At 66.4% G+C, this 15,580-nt stretch carries 13 protein-coding genes and 1 pseudogene; 6 read left to right on the top strand and 8 right to left on the bottom strand.

The genetic code is table 11. The annotated features are described in order from the left end of the window. Positions 1 to 9: 9 nt before the first annotated feature. Positions 10 to 2,820: a coiled-coil domain-containing protein gene (locus tag ACFO0A_RS10600; protein WP_379538974.1), complete on the bottom strand. Its 2,811-nt coding sequence runs from the start codon at positions 2,818 to 2,820 to the stop codon at positions 10 to 12. Between the two features lie 70 nt (positions 2,821 to 2,890). Here ACFO0A_RS10600 and ACFO0A_RS10595 point away from each other — a divergent pair, with 70 nt between their 5' ends. From ACFO0A_RS10595 to ACFO0A_RS10580, 4 genes are all read left to right on the top strand, one after another. After that, the gene (locus tag ACFO0A_RS10595) at positions 2,891 to 3,196 is read left to right on the top strand and encodes an Hpt domain-containing protein (protein ID WP_379538973.1); all 306 of its coding nucleotides are present in this window, start codon (positions 2,891 to 2,893) and stop codon (positions 3,194 to 3,196) included. Between the two features lie 128 nt (positions 3,197 to 3,324). After that, positions 3,325 to 4,584: a hypothetical protein gene (locus ACFO0A_RS10590; RefSeq protein WP_379538972.1), complete on the top strand. Its 1,260-nt coding sequence runs from the start codon at positions 3,325 to 3,327 to the stop codon at positions 4,582 to 4,584. 35 nt (positions 4,585 to 4,619) lie between these two features. Then, positions 4,620 to 5,588, top strand: a complete 969-nt coding sequence (locus tag ACFO0A_RS10585) for a hypothetical protein (RefSeq protein ID WP_379538971.1) — start codon at positions 4,620 to 4,622, stop codon at positions 5,586 to 5,588. Then, the gene (locus ACFO0A_RS10580; protein ID WP_379538970.1) at positions 5,588 to 7,018 is read left to right on the top strand and encodes a sensor histidine kinase; all 1,431 of its coding nucleotides are present in this window, start codon (positions 5,588 to 5,590) and stop codon (positions 7,016 to 7,018) included. The genes ACFO0A_RS10585 and ACFO0A_RS10580 overlap by 1 nt, the downstream gene beginning before the upstream one ends. Here the strand turns inward: ACFO0A_RS10580 and ACFO0A_RS10575 are convergent. The 3 genes from ACFO0A_RS10575 to gltX form a co-directional block, all read right to left on the bottom strand. Beyond that, positions 6,989 to 7,183 (bottom strand): hypothetical protein, encoded by a 195-nt coding sequence (locus ACFO0A_RS10575; RefSeq protein ID WP_379538969.1) that lies wholly within the window; start codon positions 7,181 to 7,183, stop codon positions 6,989 to 6,991. The two genes, ACFO0A_RS10580 and ACFO0A_RS10575, sit on opposite strands and share 30 nt — an antisense overlap. A gap of 34 nt (positions 7,184 to 7,217) precedes the next feature. Next, entirely contained in the window at positions 7,218 to 8,504 is a 1,287-nt protein-coding gene (locus ACFO0A_RS10570; RefSeq protein WP_379538968.1) for a citrate synthase, read from the bottom strand. 78 nt (positions 8,505 to 8,582) lie between these two features. After that, positions 8,583 to 10,043 (bottom strand): glutamate--tRNA ligase, encoded by a 1,461-nt coding sequence (gltX, locus tag ACFO0A_RS10565; RefSeq protein ID WP_379538967.1) that lies wholly within the window; start codon positions 10,041 to 10,043, stop codon positions 8,583 to 8,585. On the opposite strand from gltX, the pseudogene ACFO0A_RS10560 reads away from it, so the two are divergent. Both ACFO0A_RS10560 and ACFO0A_RS10555 read left to right on the top strand, forming a co-directional pair. Continuing rightward, positions 9,937 to 10,653: pseudogene (locus tag ACFO0A_RS10560) on the top strand (hypothetical protein); the annotation flags it as partial. The gene gltX and the pseudogene ACFO0A_RS10560 overlap by 107 nt on opposite strands. A 31-nt stretch (positions 10,654 to 10,684) precedes the next feature. Continuing rightward, positions 10,685 to 12,310, top strand: a complete 1,626-nt coding sequence (locus ACFO0A_RS10555; RefSeq protein WP_379538966.1) for a ComEC/Rec2 family competence protein — start codon at positions 10,685 to 10,687, stop codon at positions 12,308 to 12,310. A gap of 36 nt (positions 12,311 to 12,346) precedes the next feature. Here the strand turns inward: ACFO0A_RS10555 and lexA are convergent, their stop codons facing one another. The 4 genes from lexA to trpC form a co-directional block, all read right to left on the bottom strand. Further along, complete coding sequence (gene lexA / locus ACFO0A_RS10550; RefSeq protein ID WP_379538965.1) at positions 12,347 to 13,039, bottom strand: transcriptional repressor LexA; 693 nt, start codon at positions 13,037 to 13,039, stop codon at positions 12,347 to 12,349. Between the two features lie 75 nt (positions 13,040 to 13,114). After that, the gene (locus ACFO0A_RS10545) at positions 13,115 to 14,317 is read right to left on the bottom strand and encodes a molybdopterin molybdotransferase MoeA (protein WP_379538964.1); all 1,203 of its coding nucleotides are present in this window, start codon (positions 14,315 to 14,317) and stop codon (positions 13,115 to 13,117) included. Next, on the bottom strand, positions 14,314 to 14,799 hold the full coding sequence (gene moaC, locus ACFO0A_RS10540; RefSeq protein ID WP_379538963.1) for a cyclic pyranopterin monophosphate synthase MoaC: 486 nt from the start codon (positions 14,797 to 14,799) through the stop codon (positions 14,314 to 14,316). Before moaC ends, ACFO0A_RS10545 begins: the two co-directional genes overlap by 4 nt. Next, on the bottom strand, positions 14,792 to 15,580 hold the full coding sequence (gene trpC, locus ACFO0A_RS10535) for an indole-3-glycerol phosphate synthase TrpC (RefSeq protein ID WP_379538962.1): 789 nt from the start codon (positions 15,578 to 15,580) through the stop codon (positions 14,792 to 14,794). Before trpC ends, moaC begins: the two co-directional genes overlap by 8 nt.

The raw sequence follows: 15,580 nt of genomic DNA, 5'->3' as shown, positions 1-15,580 counted from the left end.
CGCAGCAGATCAGGCGCGCAGCCGCTCGATGCCCTGTGCCAGCGCGACGTAAAGCTTGCCCATGTCGGACGACAGCAGCGTGACGCCCAAAGCGTTGCCATCGCGCGTCGAAAGAAGGTTGCGCAGCATCGCCTCGAAATCGTGGATGTAGTGGCGCACGTTTTCTCGGAACTCATGGTCGCTGTCGTAGTGCTGAGCGACTGCGCGCGCTTCGGCTCCGTCTAGCAGGGCTACAGCGCGGCGAGTGAAGATGCCGCGATCGCCGCGAAGATAGGCCGCCCACGCGGTATCCGTAACGTCGGTCGAGAGTGCCTTGGCGATGTCGATCGCCGCCGAATTGAGGGATTCGGTGATGAGCGCCACGCGCCGGGCAAAGTCATTGTCGACCTTTTCCTCGGCTTGTTCGCGGGCTTGGGCCACGCGACGTTCAAGGTTTCCGGTGAGCTCGTCGACCTTGGCAAGCTGATCGCGAAGCTGGATCGCCGCATCCCGGCTCGCGCTCGTAGCGTCGGCGACGACTGACTGGAAGCGGTTGATCGCTGCGTCGGCCTCGCCCTGCATCGCGTCCGCGATGGCGCTGGCGCTGCGCTCGCCGACATCGCGGGCAAGCGCGGCGACGGCCTGCTCGCTGCTGGATGACAGTGCGCCCACGGTGCTCTGCGCGGCAGCCGAGAGACGGTCGATCGCGCCCTGCAATGTTTCCTGGATGCTTGCCGACAGCGCTTCGCTCTCGTTCTTGGCCTGCGCGATTTCCTCGCGGATGGCGGTAAGTTGCAGGCGCTGTTCGCGGCTCGTTGCCTCTACGCCGCCATGAAGGCCCTGCAGTTCGGCTGCGGTTTCGCCAAGGGTCGAGCGGGTCGCCAGAACGTAGTCCGAAAGCGCGCGGCCACTTTCGCCCGCGGACGACAGCGTGTCGCGCAGCGCGAACACCCGCTGCTCGATGCCGCCGAGCTTGTCTTCGGCTCCGGCAAGCGCCTGAGGCAAATGCTCTCCGGTCTGTTCGGCGCTCGCCCGGATGAGTTCGAGGAGGCGGATACTGCTTTCGGTAAGAGCGGCGATGGCACCGTCGGTCCCGGCCAATGCATTGCGACTGTCGCCGAGGCGGGCACCCAGAATCGACAGCGCCTGTTCGAGCCTTACCCGCACGTCGTCACCATGTGTGCCGAGTGTCGATAGCGTTTCGCCGAAACTGGCGAGCCGCGCGCCGATGAGGTCGGTACGTTCTGCAATCTCGCGGGTCTGCTCCACATGCCGATCGCGCTGCGCCTGGATCATCGCGTCGATATCGGCAAAGCGGGTCCGAAGCGCTTCGATCGCGCTGCGGCCGGCGATTTCGATCTCGGCGCGCCGCGAACCGATCTGGGTCGAGAGTTCTTCGGACTGGGCCGCGATCTGCGCATGTGCAGCTTCCACCGTCGCCGACATTTCTCCCATCCGGGCAACGGCGGCAACGCTGGCTTCGTCGTTAAGCCGCGCGACGGCAGCCCAGCTTTCGCCGGCTTCGGCGGTGAGCGCCGCGATATGCATGCGCCATTGCTCGATCGCTCCGGCTTCTCCCGAGGCAATCGCGGCCGAGACCGAGGCGCTTTCTTCGCGCAGGAGCGCGAGCCTCTGGGCAAGAGCTGCGGCAGCGGCCCCCTCGAATTCCGAGGTTGCCGATCCCACTCGGTGCGCTTCGTCGCGCAGATGGGCGAGCCGGTTCCCCAGCGCGGCGATGGCCTGATCCTCATTATGCGTCACTTCGCGTGAAACTTCGGTCGCATGGCTGCGCAGGGCAGCGATCCGCTCTGCAGCGCTAGCCTGGCCGGCAGCCTCGGCCGATTCCGCTGCGGCCCGCAGGGTAGCCAGTTCCTCGGCGAGCGCGGCCGCCCGGGCGCGAACGGCGCCGAGAGCGGCGATCTCGTCCTGGTCCAGTCGCTCGCGGAATGCGGCGCCCTCGGCCGAGAGCGAGCCGAACCGGTTCGCGGCGATCTCACCGAGCAATTCTGCCTGGGCGGTAAATTCGCCGATCGCGATTCCGACCTTTTCGCGCATCGTTTCGACCTGTCGCTCGCTCGCGACGCCAAATTCGTTGAGGCGGTGGAACCCTGTGACCATCTCCTGCAACTGGGCGTGCGCGGTGCGGCCGGCCGCTCCGATGTTGTTGGTCACATCCTTTGCGGTGTTCGCGATTACCGGAAGCTGGCCGCGCAGCTTGTCCATATTTTCCAGCGCGCTGGCGGAAACCGTGGCGATGGATTCGATCTGGCGGCTGTTGTCCATGACAAGCGCGGCAAGCTTGTCGGCATTGCCGCTCAACCGCTCTACCGCCACACGGCCGAGCGATTCAAGGTCGCGGCTCTGGGAAGCGACGAATTCGCGTGCGATCGACAGTTCGCCGTTCACGGTCGCAAGGCGAGTTTCGAGCCTCGCGGATTCATCGTGGAGCGCGCGCGCGATATCGGCGAAGCGGCTCGCCTCGCGGCGGCTCGTACGCATGGCGAGAAGGACGATGGAGAGGCAAAGGATCACCGGCATCGACCATGCCGCTATCCACTGGACCCATTGGCTGGGGGCGGCTCCGCCCACCATCTCCGGAAGATTGGCCCAGACGAAGAACGCGCTCCAGCCAACAGCGGCCGCACCCGCGAGAGTGGGGATCAGGGCACCGCGCCACCGCACTCGAGGCTCGGCGACCCATTCGGCCTCGGCATAGGCCGGATATTCGTCCCATTCGGACGCCGGATCGGCCACATGCTCAAGTTCAAGGATACCGTCGCTGGCGGAACTGCTGGAGTCCCGGCCGGGTTCGATGGCGATAATGTGTGGTGCCCCGCTCATGTCGACGAGGATAACACAAACGAATCTAGGATAAACCCCGGCTTAACCCTTGTGCGATAGGGCGTTGTTCATGGCTTTCGAAGCGGGTGCCCTCGACGCGACCATTGCGGCTGCCGCCGGTGACGACCCGGCGCTGTTCGCCGAGCTGCGTGAAGCGTTTCATGCCAGCGCAGTGCGCCAGCTCGACCTTCTGCGCCGCTCGCGCTGCGACGGGAATTGGAATATCGCGGGGTTGCGGCTCAAGGGACTGGCCTCGAGTTTCCATGCCGACCAGCTTCTCGCCCTGGCCGATGAAGTCATGGATGCCGCCCCCGGGGAGCCGTCCGTCCTGCGTCGGCTCCAGGTCTATCTTGACGGTTTCGCCGCCGCCGATTGAGCGGATCTAGCGCCACGGCCGCTTGGCGGCGCGGCTGTTTGCGAACACGCACCAGCGCATCGCTTTCCAACCGGCCCCATGACCGCTAGTGCTGGCCGCCGCCCGCCATCGCAGCACAGGAGCGCCCGTTGCGCGTCGCACTCCTATCGACGATCGAACCCAGTGCAGATGATCCAGCCACCCCGCGCGGGTTCGTTCGCGTGGCTGGCCGGAGCATCGTCCAGCACCAGCTCGGCGCGGTGCTCGCGATCGGCGCGGAACGCGTCATCTGCATTGCGGAAGGCCTGCCTGGCGAGCTGATCGCGCTTCAGCACGCCGCCGAGCGCGCTGGCCTCAATTTCCAGATCGCCGCCAATGCGCGCGGACTGGCGCGGCTGGTCGGGCCTGACGACGAACTGTTCGTGTTGCTGGACGGGCTCCTGGCGATGCCCGAGGAGGTAAAGGCGCTCAGCGGATCGCTGGCCGGGCCGGGCAGCGTGGTCCTGGTCCAACTTGTCGAGCAGGGCGTTGCATCGGGCTACGAGCGGATCGATCTCAATCACGCGGCGGCGGGACTTCTGCGGATGCCGGGCCGTCTGGTCGCCCGACTGGCGGAGCTTCCCGCCGAGTGGAACCCGCAAAGCGCACTTTTGCGCATCGCGGTCCAGGCAGGGCTTCCGCAGCGTGTCCTCCCCGGCGAACTTGCCGACAGCGCGCGATGGAACCTCGTTCGGGGGGAGGATGATGCTCACCGGATCGAGCCACCATGGCTGCGGCTGCACACCGTCGGCGAGGCGCCAGGAAGCGACCTAACCCACCAGGGACCGGGCGCCGCAACCGCCGGCTGGCTGGTGCGGCGGCTTGGGCCGGGTCTGCTCCATGCGGGGACCAAGCCTTCGCTCGTCGCCGCTGGCGCGGGGATGATCGGGCTCTTCGCGCTCGGCGCGGCGTGGTTTTCCTGGTCGACGCTGGCCTTCGTGCTCCTGGCAGCGGCTGGGGTGGTTCGCCGGATGGCGGCTCTGCTCGAACGTATCGAGCGCGATTCGTTCCGGACCGACCGCGCCAGATTTGGCGATATCCTGTCATGGCTGATCGACGCCCTCTTTGTCGTTGCGACAACCTGGCGGGCGTTGGGTACGCCCGCACTGGGGGTTTCGATCTATGCTGCCGGCTTTGCCGCGCTCGTCCTTTTCGGAATGCTTCGGCTGCTTTCGCGCAGCGCCGCGCCAGCGAGACTGCGGGGATGGTTCTCGGACCGGCTGCTTGCCGGCCTGGGCCTGGCCGCGGCAAGCCTGACCAACGTTTTCGGCCTTGCCCTGATGGGAGCCTGCCTCATCCTGCTCCTTATAGCGCTCCTAGCCGACGGGACCGCTGCCGATGCGGCGGAAAACCGCGCGCCGAGCGGCTAACGCGGCCTTAACTACACCAGCGTATGGCGGGAGCGATGGGACGGCCGGCACAATTCGATCAGGACTATGGAACCGCAGGCACGGCCTTGCGCGATGGTCTTGCGCGTGCCGACATGTCGCTCGCGAATGTGCGCCCGGTCTTGCGCCATCTTCTCGGCAGCACCGACAACGCGCTGTTCAGCGAGGACATCGTCGCGCGCGTCCGCGGCCTGCTGCACGACCTTGCGACGCAGCTCGTCGCCGCTCTTGGCGAGAAGACAGGCCATCCTGACGCCCGCCATTGGGCCCCCTCTGCCGCCGGCGGCCTAGCCGCGGCGCTTGCCGATGACGCGGCGCTGCTCGGCCATGTCCACGCCCTGGCGATCGAGGCCCAGTTATCCGAGCGGCTTGCCACACGCCTTGCGCTCGACCCTGTACTTCCCCCGCTGGTCAATGCACTGATCGCGTCGAGCGAGGAACGCACCGCTTCGGCCGCGATGGCGCTGCTTGCCGCCCAGGCGCGTTTCGTTCAGGCCCAGCGGCGGGGAGAGCACGCGCTGGGCGAGCTGCCCGCCGATCTGCTTCACGCGGTCCTGCTCACCATGCGCGCCTACGTGGAAGCCGACGATCCTTCCGCCGCGCCCATTGCCGATCAGGCGGAGCGCGATATTCGCGCCGCCTACGACGAGGGGCACAGTCGCCTGGGCCTCCTCAGCCGACTGGTCGAGACGATGGGCGGAGGCGCGGTTGCCGCGCTGGACCTCACTCATGGCGGACTGGCCCTGTTCGTTACCGCGCTGGCGGAGGGATCGGACCAGTCCCGCGACGTCGCCATTCTCGCCACGAGCGAGAGCCAGACCGCGCGACTTGCGCTCGGCCTGATCGCCTGCGGAATCAGGCCTACCGCGGTCGAACAGCAACTCCTCGCAATCCACCCCGAGGCCGAGGTTCCGGAAGGGCTCGAGCAGTTCGGCGCATCGGCTGCAGCCGCGCTTCTTGCTTCCTCTTCGCCGGTGGCTCGCTGATGAGCGTCGAGCCCGTCAGCGGCAGCGGCGGCCTTGCGGCCAGTTCCATCGTTGAGGGGCGCACCGACGATGCCGAGCGACTGCTTTCCGCCGATGAGCCGTTGGCCTCGCTGCAGTATTCCTGCGGCGGCGAGATACCCGGAACGATCGCGGTGCCCGCGCTGCTGGCGCTTGTCCGTAAGGCGCGCGCCTATGACATGCGGCTGGCCCGTGCGATCCAGGCGCAGGACGGGGACAACGCGATCACGGCATGGGCGGAAGTCACGCCCGATGCCGAGGGTTGTTCGCTCGTGCTGAGCGCTTGGCGGGCATCCCCGCTGCCGCCGGACGAGGGGGCCGCGATCGGCCTCGAACTCGCCAGCCTGGTGGCCGATGCTTACGTCATGCTCGATGCCCGCCAGTGCATTCAGGCAGTCGGAAGCACTTCCCCCGGCCTTGCAGAACTGGGCAGGGCGATGACCGTCGGTCGCGGGCGTCCGTGGACCGACTTCGTGACAGTGGAGGGCAGCGCGCATCGCCAGCCGCTTCACTGGCGGCTGCTCGATGGCGTCGGCGTTTCGGTTGAAGGCGTTGCCGTTCCGATGCGAGCACGCCTCGTTCCTCGGCCCGGTCCTACCGGCGCACTGGCCGGGCTCGACCTCTACCTGCTGCCAGCAGCGCTCGACGCCCTGCCTGTCGCTGATCCGGCCGCCAGCGATCGCGAAGCCGAAGTTCCCGACGAATTGGGCGAAGTTCTCGGCCGGAACCTGGCACCGCTCCTGCGCCAGCCGATTGGTCGCATCGTGGCGAACGCCGAGACCATCCGCGCGCGCCTCGCCGGCCCGCTCGCCGATCAATACAGCGAATATGCCGGTGATATTGCCGAAGCCGGACGTCACCTTTTGCGATTGGTGGAAGACCTGGGCGACCTCGCCGAAGTCGAGAACGCCGACTTCGCCATCGCGACCGAACCTGTCGATCTCGTCGAAGCCGCGAACCGTGTGGCCGGCATTCTCGGAATGCGGGCCCGCGAGAGGGGCATATCGGTCGAACGCCCGGACGATTCGATACAGATGTGGGCGCTGGGCGAAGATCGGCGGGTATTGCAGATCCTGCTCAACCTCCTCGGCAACGCACTGCATTACGGACCGGCGGATTCCACCGTGCGCCTCGTTCTGGGCGTGGATGGCGGGTTCGCGGAGGTGACCGTCACGGACGAGGGTGCCGGGCTCGCCGAGGAGCAGATCGATCGGGTGTTCGCAAAGTTCGAGAGGCTCGGCCGGAGCGGCGACGGTGGGAGCGGCCTCGGCCTTTACATCTCACGCCGGCTTGCGCGCGCGATGGGCGGGGACATCGTTGTCCGCAGCCCGCCAGGCAAGGGCGCCGAGTTCACCTTGCGCCTGCCCCAGGCGCGGTCCCCGTCAGACGGTGCGGCGGCGCCCCAGCCATAGCAGAACCGCGCCGATGGCCGCGGTTATCAACCCGTAGAGAACCCACTGGCCCTGCGCGAGCATGAAGCTCGATGCGGGCCACATGATGATGCCGGCTCCTTGCAGCGCCCAGAACAGCCCGCTGATGATGAGGAGCACGCCGAAAATCTGCAGAACCAGTCGCATGTGCTCTCTCCCCAAAAGGTCGTCCCGTTCGCCCTCAGCGGCGTTCGACGGGAGTGTAATCGCGTTGCGTCGGCCCGGTGTAGAGCTGGCGCGGACGGCCGATCTTCTGGCCGGGATCGGAAATCATCTCGTTCCACTGGGCGACCCAGCCGACCGTGCGGGCGAGCGCGAACAGCGCGGTGAACATCGTCGTCGGGAACCCGATCGCAGACAGGATCACGCCCGAATAGAAGTCCACGTTCGGAAACAGCTTCTTCTCAATGAAATAGGGGTCGTTGAGCGCCATTTCCTCGAGCTGGAGGGCGACTTCGAACACGGGATCGCTGACCTTGAGCGATTCGAATACCTCGCGCACGGTCTGCTGCATCACGGTCGCGCGCGGATCGTAGTTCTTGTAGACGCGGTGGCCGAAGCCCATCAGCCGGAACGGATCGTCCTTGTCCTTTGCCCGGGCGATATATTCCGGAATGCGGTCGGGCGTACCGATTTCGTGCAGCATGTTGAGCGCCGCTTCGTTAGCTCCGCCATGCGCCGGGCCCCAGAGGCAGGCGATGCCGGCCGCCATGCACGCGAACGGGTTGGCGCCCGACGAGCCCGCCAGCCGCACGGTCGAGGTCGATGCGTTCTGCTCGTGGTCGGCATGGAGGATGAATATCCGGTCGAGCGCGCGCTCGACGACCGGATTGACCTCATACTTTTCCGCCGGGACGCCGAAGGTCATGCGCAGGAAGTTGCCGGTGTATGACAGGCTGTTATCGGGATAGAGGAACGGCTGGCCGATCGAGTACTTGTAGGCCGCGGCCGCGATCGTCGGCATCTTGGCGATCAGGCGGTGCGAGCTGATCTTGCGATGCGTCGGATCCGAAATGTCGGTGGAATCGTGGTAGAACGCGCTGAGTGCGCCGACCACGCCGCACATGATCGCCATCGGGTGCGCATCGCGCCGGAACCCACGGTAGAACTGCATGAGCTGCTCGTGCAGCATCGTGTGGCGGCTGATAGTGTAAGTGAAGTCGTCGTATTCCGCCTTGGACGGCAGCTCGCCGTTGAGGAGGAGGTAGCTCACTTCCATGAAATTCGAATGCTCGGCGAGCTGGCCGATCGGATAGCCGCGATGCAGGAGGACGCCTTCATCGCCGTCGATGTAGGTCAGCGCGCTTTCGCAGCTGGCGGTCGAGGTGAAGCCCGGATCGTAGGTGAACATGCCGGTCTGGGCATACATCTTGCGGATGTCGATGACGTCGGGGCCGATCGAGCCGCTCATCACCGGCATTTGCACGTCCTTGCCGGCAGCGTTCAGGGTTGCCTGGTTGTCGCTCACCTCAATGCCCTCCTAGAATAATTCGGCCTTTCGGGCCTGTCGCTTGAAGCGCGCGGGCGACGCCCGAACGCTCGATATTCACTGTACCTGATCCGCGATCCGCCCCAGCGCCTCGTCCCGTCCGAGCAGAACAAGTACGTCGAAAATTCCCGGCGATACCGTCTGCCCCGTCAGCGCCGCTCTAAGCGGCTGCGCAAGCTTGCCCAGACCAAGTCCGCGCTGTTCCGCCATCGTCTTCAGAGTGGCTTCCAGCGTTGCGGTTGTCCAGTCATTTTCCCCTGCCAGAACGGCGTGAATCTCGCCCAGCAAAGCCCGCGCTTCGGGCGTCAGCAGTGCCTCTGCCTTGGCGTCCAGAACCAGCGGTCGTGCGGCAAAGAGGAACGCCGCCGCGCGCGCGATTTCCAGCAGATCCTGCGCGCGTGGCTGGAGGTGCGGCATGGCCTGAGCCAGCAGGTCGCCGTGCCTGGCGGGATCAAACCCCGGCGCGATCGCGGCAAGGTGCGGCTGAACAAGGTCTGCCAGCCGCGCCGGGTCGGCCTCGCGGATGTAGTGTGCGTTGAGGCTGAGAAGCTTTTTCATGTCGAAGCGTGAAGGGCTTTTGCCCACGCCCGAAATGTCGAACAGCGCGATCGCTTCCTCGCGGGTGATGGTTTCCTTGTCGCCGTGACCCCAGCCCAGCCGCAGCAGGTAGTTGAAGAGCGCCTCGGGCAGGATGCCCAGCTCGTCGCGATAGGCGTCGACGCCCAGCGCGCCATGCCGCTTGGAAAGCTTGGCGCCGTCTGCGCCGTGGATCAGCGGGATGTGAGCGTAGCGCGGCTCAGCCCATCCCATCGCACGGATGATGCCGAGTTGGCGGAACGCGTTGTTGAGGTGGTCGTCGCCGCGGATGATATGCGTCACCCCCATGTCATGATCGTCGACCACCACTGCGAGCATATAGGTCGGCGTCCCGTCGGAACGGAGAAGGACGAAATCGTCGATCTCGGCGTTGTTCACCGCGACCCTGCCCTGAACCAGGTCCTCGATCACGGTTTCCCCACCGAGCGGGGCCTTGAGCCGGACCACGAACGGGGAGCCGCTGGGCGCTTCGCTCGGGTCGCGATCGCGCCATTCGCTGACGATGCGGAAGGGGCGACGCTCGGCCTGCGCCGCGGCGCGCCGCTCGGCCAGTTCTTCGGGCGTCAGGTAGCAGCGGTAGGCCGCGCCAGACGCGAGCAGTTCGTTGGCGACCTCGGCATGACGGGCCTCGGCCTGGGACTGGTACTGCGCCTCACCATCCCAATCGAGCCCGAGCCACTTCATTCCATCGAGGATCACGCCGATGGCCGCTTCGGTAGAGCGCGCGCGATCAGTGTCTTCGATGCGCAACAGGGCCTTGCCGCCGTGATGCCGGGCGAACAACCACGAAAAGAGGCCGGTCCGGGCGTTCCCGATGTGCAGGAACCCGGTCGGCGAAGGCGCGAAGCGGGTCACGACTGTGGACCCGCTGGGGGCAGCGCTTCCCGTCCCTGCAGTCGTCTCCGCCGTTCCGCTTGCCATCGCGCGATGGTTCCTTTCTCTTAAGGCGATGGCCACCGACGCCGCCGCCCTTCCTTCAAAGCCGGCCCCGTGGCCAGACGATGCTGCGCGGCCTTGGCGCGGATGGCGCGGGTTGTCCAGATTGGCCGCTATCGGATTGGCCCGAGCGGATGATTTTCTCGACGGCCGCCCGTTCGAAAGGGGGCTGTGGCTTCCGGTCGCATTTGCCTGCGGGATCGCCGCATGGTTCAGGCTCGATGGCCCGTGGCAGTGGGCGGCGCTGCTGCTCGCCTGCGGTGGTGTTGCGCTTGGGACGGCCGCGCTCCTGCCGCGAGAGGGTGGCACACCGCACCTGCGCACTGCGATACTGGCGCTGTCGCTAATGGTCGCGGCCGGCTGCGCGACCGTGTGGGTGAAGTCGGAACTGTTCGGCGAACCGCCGATCGCCCGGCCACTCGTCGTCGATTTGACCGGTCGCATCGTCGATCGCGAGATGCGGGGCGCCGAGGGCCGTGTCCGCGTGCTGCTCGACGCCCGCTGGGCAGGCGGCGAGGGCGCTCGACGTGTCCGGGTGAACCTGCCGCTGAAGTTCGATGCGCCGGAGTTGACCGAAGGAGCCGTCGTACGGCTGCGTGCACGGCTGATGCCGCCGGCGCCCCCGGATGCTGCCGGGGGCGTACGATTTCGCCAGGACCGCATGGTTCGGCGGAATTGCCGCAACGGGCAGCGCGCTGGGGCACGCGACGGTCGTATCGCCGGCCCACGGTGGAGGTGCGGTCCGCCAGGCCCAGCATGCGCTCTCCGATCACGTCCGCTCACGGCTCGACGGCTCTCCTGGGGCCATCGCCGCGGCCTTCGCCAGCGGCGACCGGGGTGCCATTGCCGCCGACGACGACCAGGCGATGCGCGACGCGGGCCTGACGCACCTGCTTTCGATCAGCGGCCTCCACGTCAGCGCGGTCGTCGCCGCCACCTACTTGCTTGCGATGAGCATACTCGCGCTCTGGCCCTGGCTAGCCCTGCGAGTGCGCCTGCCGCTTGTGGCCGCCGCCGCGGGCGCACTCGCCGGCATCGCCTATACGATCCTGACCGGCGCTGAGGTACCGACGGTGCGGTCATGCATCGGTGCGGTCCTCTTCCTTGTCGCTCTCGCACTCGGCCGCGATCCGCTGAGCTTGCGGATGGTTGCGGTCGGGGCGCTGTTCGTGATGGTCTTCTGGCCCGAGGCGGTCGTCGGCCCCAGCTTTCAGATGAGCTTCGGTGCGGTCATTGCGATCGTGGCGCTTCATGGTGCCGAACCGGTCAGGCGGTTCCTTGCGCTGAGGGAGGAAACCTGGGTCGCGCGCTTGATTCGCCAGTTGGCCATGCTGCTGTCCACGGGCGTAGTGATCGAACTCGCCCTGCTGCCGATCGGGCTGTTCCATTTTCATCGCGCGGGCGTCTACGGCGCGCTCGCCAATGTGATCGCCATTCCGCTGACGACTTTCGGCAGCATGCCGCTGATTGCCCTAGGCCTGCTTCTCGATTCGATCGGAGCGGGGGCGCCGGCCTGGTGGCTCGCCGGAAAGTCGCTCGAGGGACTGCTCGCACTGGCGCACTGGACAGCAGCGCAGCCCGGCGCGGTTCGCTTCATGCCCGCCATGGGTAACGGCACCTTTGCGCTGTTCCTGGCGGGATCCCTGTGGCTGGCGCTGTGGACGGGGCGGGTGCGGCTGCTTGGATTCGCTCCGATCGCCGTCGCTTCCGTTGCCCTGGCGGCGGTGCCGACGCCCGACCTCCTGATTTCGGGCGATGGCCGCAATGTCGGCATAACCGTCGGGCATGATCGGCTGGTCGTCTTACGCGAGGGCAGGAGCACCTTCGCCAGCGACTCCCTGCGGGAGCTTGCCGGGCTGGACGGGGACACCGTCGTTATCGACGATTGGCCCGGCGCGCGCTGCACGCCCGATTTCTGTTCCATCGTGCTGGAACGCGGCAGCGCGGGGCACGTGATCCTCGTGGGAAGAGGGCGCGATCGCGTGGACGAAATGGCGCTCGCCGCCGCCTGCGAGCGCTCGGACATCGTCGTCAGCGAGCGCTGGCTACCGCGCAGTTGCAGGCCGCGCATGCTCAAGGCCGATCGGACCTTGCTGACGCGGACAGGCGGTCTGTCAGTCGACCTCGAAAGCAGGTCGGTGCGCACGGTGAGCGAGGACCAGGGCCATCACGGCTGGTACCGGCGGGAAGAGCTGCGACCGCGTTACCGGCGCGGCGGCGCCCCCGCAGTCATCCCCACGGCTGCAACCTGAGCGTCAGTCCCGCCGGGCGGAAACTCTTGGGGACGATCAATGATAGCGGCGCAGCAGTCCTGCGAGCTTGCCCTGAACCTCGACCTCGCCGGGCCGGTAGATCTGCGGCTCGTATGCGGCGTTGGCGGGATCCAGACGCACCATGCCGTCCTCGCGGCGGAGGTACTTGAGCGTGGCTTCCTCGCCGCGCACCAGCGCCACCACGATCTCGCCGTCGCGTGCCGTGTTCGTACGCCGGACAAGCGCGAAATCGCCATCGAGAATGCCAGCTTCGACCATCGAATCTCCGGAGACCTCGAGCGCGTAATGCTCGCCCGCACCAAGCAGGGCGGCGGGAACGGGGAGTGTCGACTGACCTTCGAGCGCCTCGATCGGCATGCCCGCGGCAATTCGGCCATGAAGTGGAAGCTCGATCACGTCGTTGGCCGGTGTTCGCGTCATCGGCGCCTGCGGTCGCAGCGGGGTAACGTTTTCAGCAAGCACGGGAGCAGGGCGCGCAGGCTTTGCCACCGCACCCTCGGGCTGGCGGATGACTTCGAGCGCGCGGGCGCGGTTAGGCAGACGGCGGATGAACCCGCGTTCCTCCAGCGCCGAAATGAGGCGGTGAACGCCGGATTTGGACTTGAGGTCGAGCGCCTCCTTCATCTCCTCGAACGAGGGGGAAATGCCGCTTTCCTCCAGCCGGTTCTGGATAAAGCTGATCAGCTCATGCTGCTTGCGGGTAAGCATGGCCCAAATCCTTTGCCTGAAAGTTCGACGAAACGCGAACGGACGCGGAACAATTAGGCAACGTTGGTTAATCAGTCAAGCGATTGCGCCATTTTCGAGCAGATGGATAAAAACGGTGTCCCCGGGCTCTACCGACGCGTCGCCGGGCTCGCGCACAATAAGGGCATTGGCCGCTGCCAGCGCTGCAAGCGCGCCGCTGTCCTGGGTTCTGACTGGCGCCACGGTGTTACCGTCCCATTTTGCTCGCAGGTATTCGGCGCGTACCCCCGCCTTCGGCAGCGGCGATTCAAGCCGCGCGGGAATGACACGGGGCGAGGGATCGAGCGCGCCAAGCACATGGCGAACCAGCGGCAGGAGAAAAAGGTAGGCGGTCACGTAGGCCGAGGCTGGGTTTCCGGGAAGGCCGAGGATGACCTGCTTGCCCTGCGTCGCCACGAGCAGGGGCTTGCCGGGCTTGACCGCAACGCGCCAGAAATCGAGCTTCGCGCCGACGTTCTCGAGCGCTGGCCGCACAAGGTCGTGCTCGCCCACGGATGCTCCGCCACTCGTGACGATGATGTCGGCGCTCGACGCGGCTCCGATTGCATTCGCGAGCGCATCGATACTGTCGGGCAGAGGTCCGACCCGCTCGACTTCGCACGGGAGCGGGGCAAGCATTGCGGCAAGCATCGGCCCATTGGACGCGTAGATCTGGCCTCGTTCGGGTTCGCATCCCGCCGCGCAGAGCTCGTCGCCACTGTCGATCAGAACGATCCGGGGCGGACGGCGCACGGGAAGATGGGTGTGCCCGGCAGAGAGGGCGAGCGCGATCTGGGCGGGGCCAATCCTTGTCCCCGGCTCCAGGACCGTGTCGCCAATGGCGAAGTCGGACCCTGCCTGCCGAACGTACCGTGTCCGCGGGCTTGGCGGCGAGCCGGACAATTCCACCCGATCGCCGGAGCAGTCGCAATCTTCCTTGATCACGACTGCGTCAGCGCCCTGTGGAAGCAGCGCGCCGGTTGAAATGCGTGCCGCCTCTCCGCTGCCGAGCGGCCGGTCGAGTGGGCGGCCCGCAGCGCTTTCCCCGACGAGCCGCCAAGGTCCTTCGATTTCCGCGGCCCTCACGGCGAACCCATCCATCGACGACGTGTCGCCTTCGGGACGCGTGACCCGGCTTTTGAGATGGTGAGTGAGAAAGTATCCGCTTGCCTCTGCGGTAGCGAGATTTTCCGGCGGCAGCGGGGCCGCGAGGGAAAGCAGCCGCGCCCTGGCTTCGGCGACCGGGAGCAGGGTGTTCAAGCCGGATCCCGCAACGGCGCGACCCAATCGCCGGACTTCCCGCCTCGCTTCTCCAGGAGGCGAACGTCGCCGATCACCATCGCCTTGTCGAGCGCCTTGGCCATGTCGTAGATCGTCAACAGCGCAACAGACACTGCCGTCATCGCTTCCATCTCGACCCCCGTTCGCCCGCTGAGCGAGGCTTCCGCGGTTACGTCGATCCCATCCCCGGCAAACGCGAAGTTCACTGCGACCGAGTCGAGTGCGAGTGGGTGGCAGAGCGGGATGAGGTCGGCGGTCCTTTTCGCGGCCATGATGCCGGCAATACGGGCTGCGGCGAGGACATCGCCCTTCGGCATATCGCCCGAGCGTATGGCGTGCAGGGCCGCAGCGTTCATCGTGATCCGGCCGCCAGCGCGCGCTGTCCTGCGCGTTTCTCCCTTGCCGCCCACGTCGACCATTCTCGCGTGTCCGTCAGCGTCGAGGTGCGTGAGTTCAGCCATTGATCAGCGATTTGGTCGCAGCAGTCACGTCTGCCTGACGCATCAGGCTTTCCCCGACGAGAAAGGACCGAACGCCGCTTTTCGCGAGGCGCTGGAGGTCGGCATGCGTCGAAATGCCGCTCTCACCGACCAGATGCGCACCCTTGGGCGCAAGCGGAGCAAGCCGCGCCGTCGTCGCAAGATCGGTGCGAAAGCTGCGCAGATCCCGGTTGTTAATGCCGATCAGCCGCGATTTGAGGCGGCTGGCCCGTTCCAGCTCGGCTTCGTCGTGGACCTCGACGAGAACATCCATCTTCCACCGGCGAGCGGCGTCCTCGATCTCGGCCATCGCACTGTCTTCCAGCGCGGCGACGATGATGAGGATCGCGTCGGCGCCGATGGCGCGCGATTCAAGGACCTGCCACGGATCGACCATGAAATCCTTGCGCAATATCGGAAGCGAGACGGCATGCCGCGCGGCGATCAGATAATCTTCGTGCCCCTGAAAATACGGCGCGTCGGTGAGGACTGACAGGCAGGCTGCACCGCCCAGCGCGTAATCGTGCGCGTGACGCTCCGGATGAAAATCTTCGCGGATCAACCCCTTGGAGGGGGAAGCTTTCTTGATTTCGGCAATAAGACCGAAGCCGTCGCGTGCAGCGCGGCCGAGCGCGTCGGCAAAGCCCCGTGGACGAATTTGGGCCTGTGCCAGCGTTTCCAGTTCGCGCAAAGGTTCGCGCCGCTTGCGGGCGGCGACCTCAAGGCGCTTCGACGCGACGATCTCGGCAAGTTTGTCGGTCAT

Source organism: Novosphingobium tardum (genome assembly GCF_042652045.1).
GTDB classification, from domain to species: Bacteria; Pseudomonadota; Alphaproteobacteria; order Sphingomonadales; family Sphingomonadaceae; genus Novosphingobium; species Novosphingobium tardum.
This window is presented reverse-complemented; position numbering and strand designations above follow the sequence as displayed.

Excerpts from the sequence above, each read along its gene's own strand:
- ACFO0A_RS10600 (WP_379538974.1), bottom strand. The coding sequence starts at position 2,820 with ATGAGCGGGGCACCACACATTATCGCCATCGAACCCGGCCGGGACTCC.
- ACFO0A_RS10595 (WP_379538973.1), top strand. The coding sequence starts at position 2,891 with ATGGCTTTCGAAGCGGGTGCCCTCGACGCGACCATTGCGGCTGCCGCC.
- ACFO0A_RS10585 (WP_379538971.1), top strand. The coding sequence starts at position 4,620 with ATGGGACGGCCGGCACAATTCGATCAGGACTATGGAACCGCAGGCACG.
- ACFO0A_RS10580 (WP_379538970.1), top strand. The coding sequence starts at position 5,588 with ATGAGCGTCGAGCCCGTCAGCGGCAGCGGCGGCCTTGCGGCCAGTTCC.
- ACFO0A_RS10575 (WP_379538969.1), bottom strand. The coding sequence starts at position 7,183 with ATGCGACTGGTTCTGCAGATTTTCGGCGTGCTCCTCATCATCAGCGGG.
- gltX (WP_379538967.1), bottom strand. The coding sequence starts at position 10,043 with ATGGCAAGCGGAACGGCGGAGACGACTGCAGGGACGGGAAGCGCTGCC.
- ACFO0A_RS10555 (WP_379538966.1), top strand. The coding sequence starts at position 10,685 with ATGCTGCCGGGGGCGTACGATTTCGCCAGGACCGCATGGTTCGGCGGA.
- lexA (WP_379538965.1), bottom strand. The coding sequence starts at position 13,039 with ATGCTTACCCGCAAGCAGCATGAGCTGATCAGCTTTATCCAGAACCGG.
- moaC (WP_379538963.1), bottom strand. The coding sequence starts at position 14,799 with ATGGCTGAACTCACGCACCTCGACGCTGACGGACACGCGAGAATGGTC.
- trpC (WP_379538962.1), bottom strand. The coding sequence starts at position 15,580 with ATGACCGACAAACTTGCCGAGATCGTCGCGTCGAAGCGCCTTGAGGTC.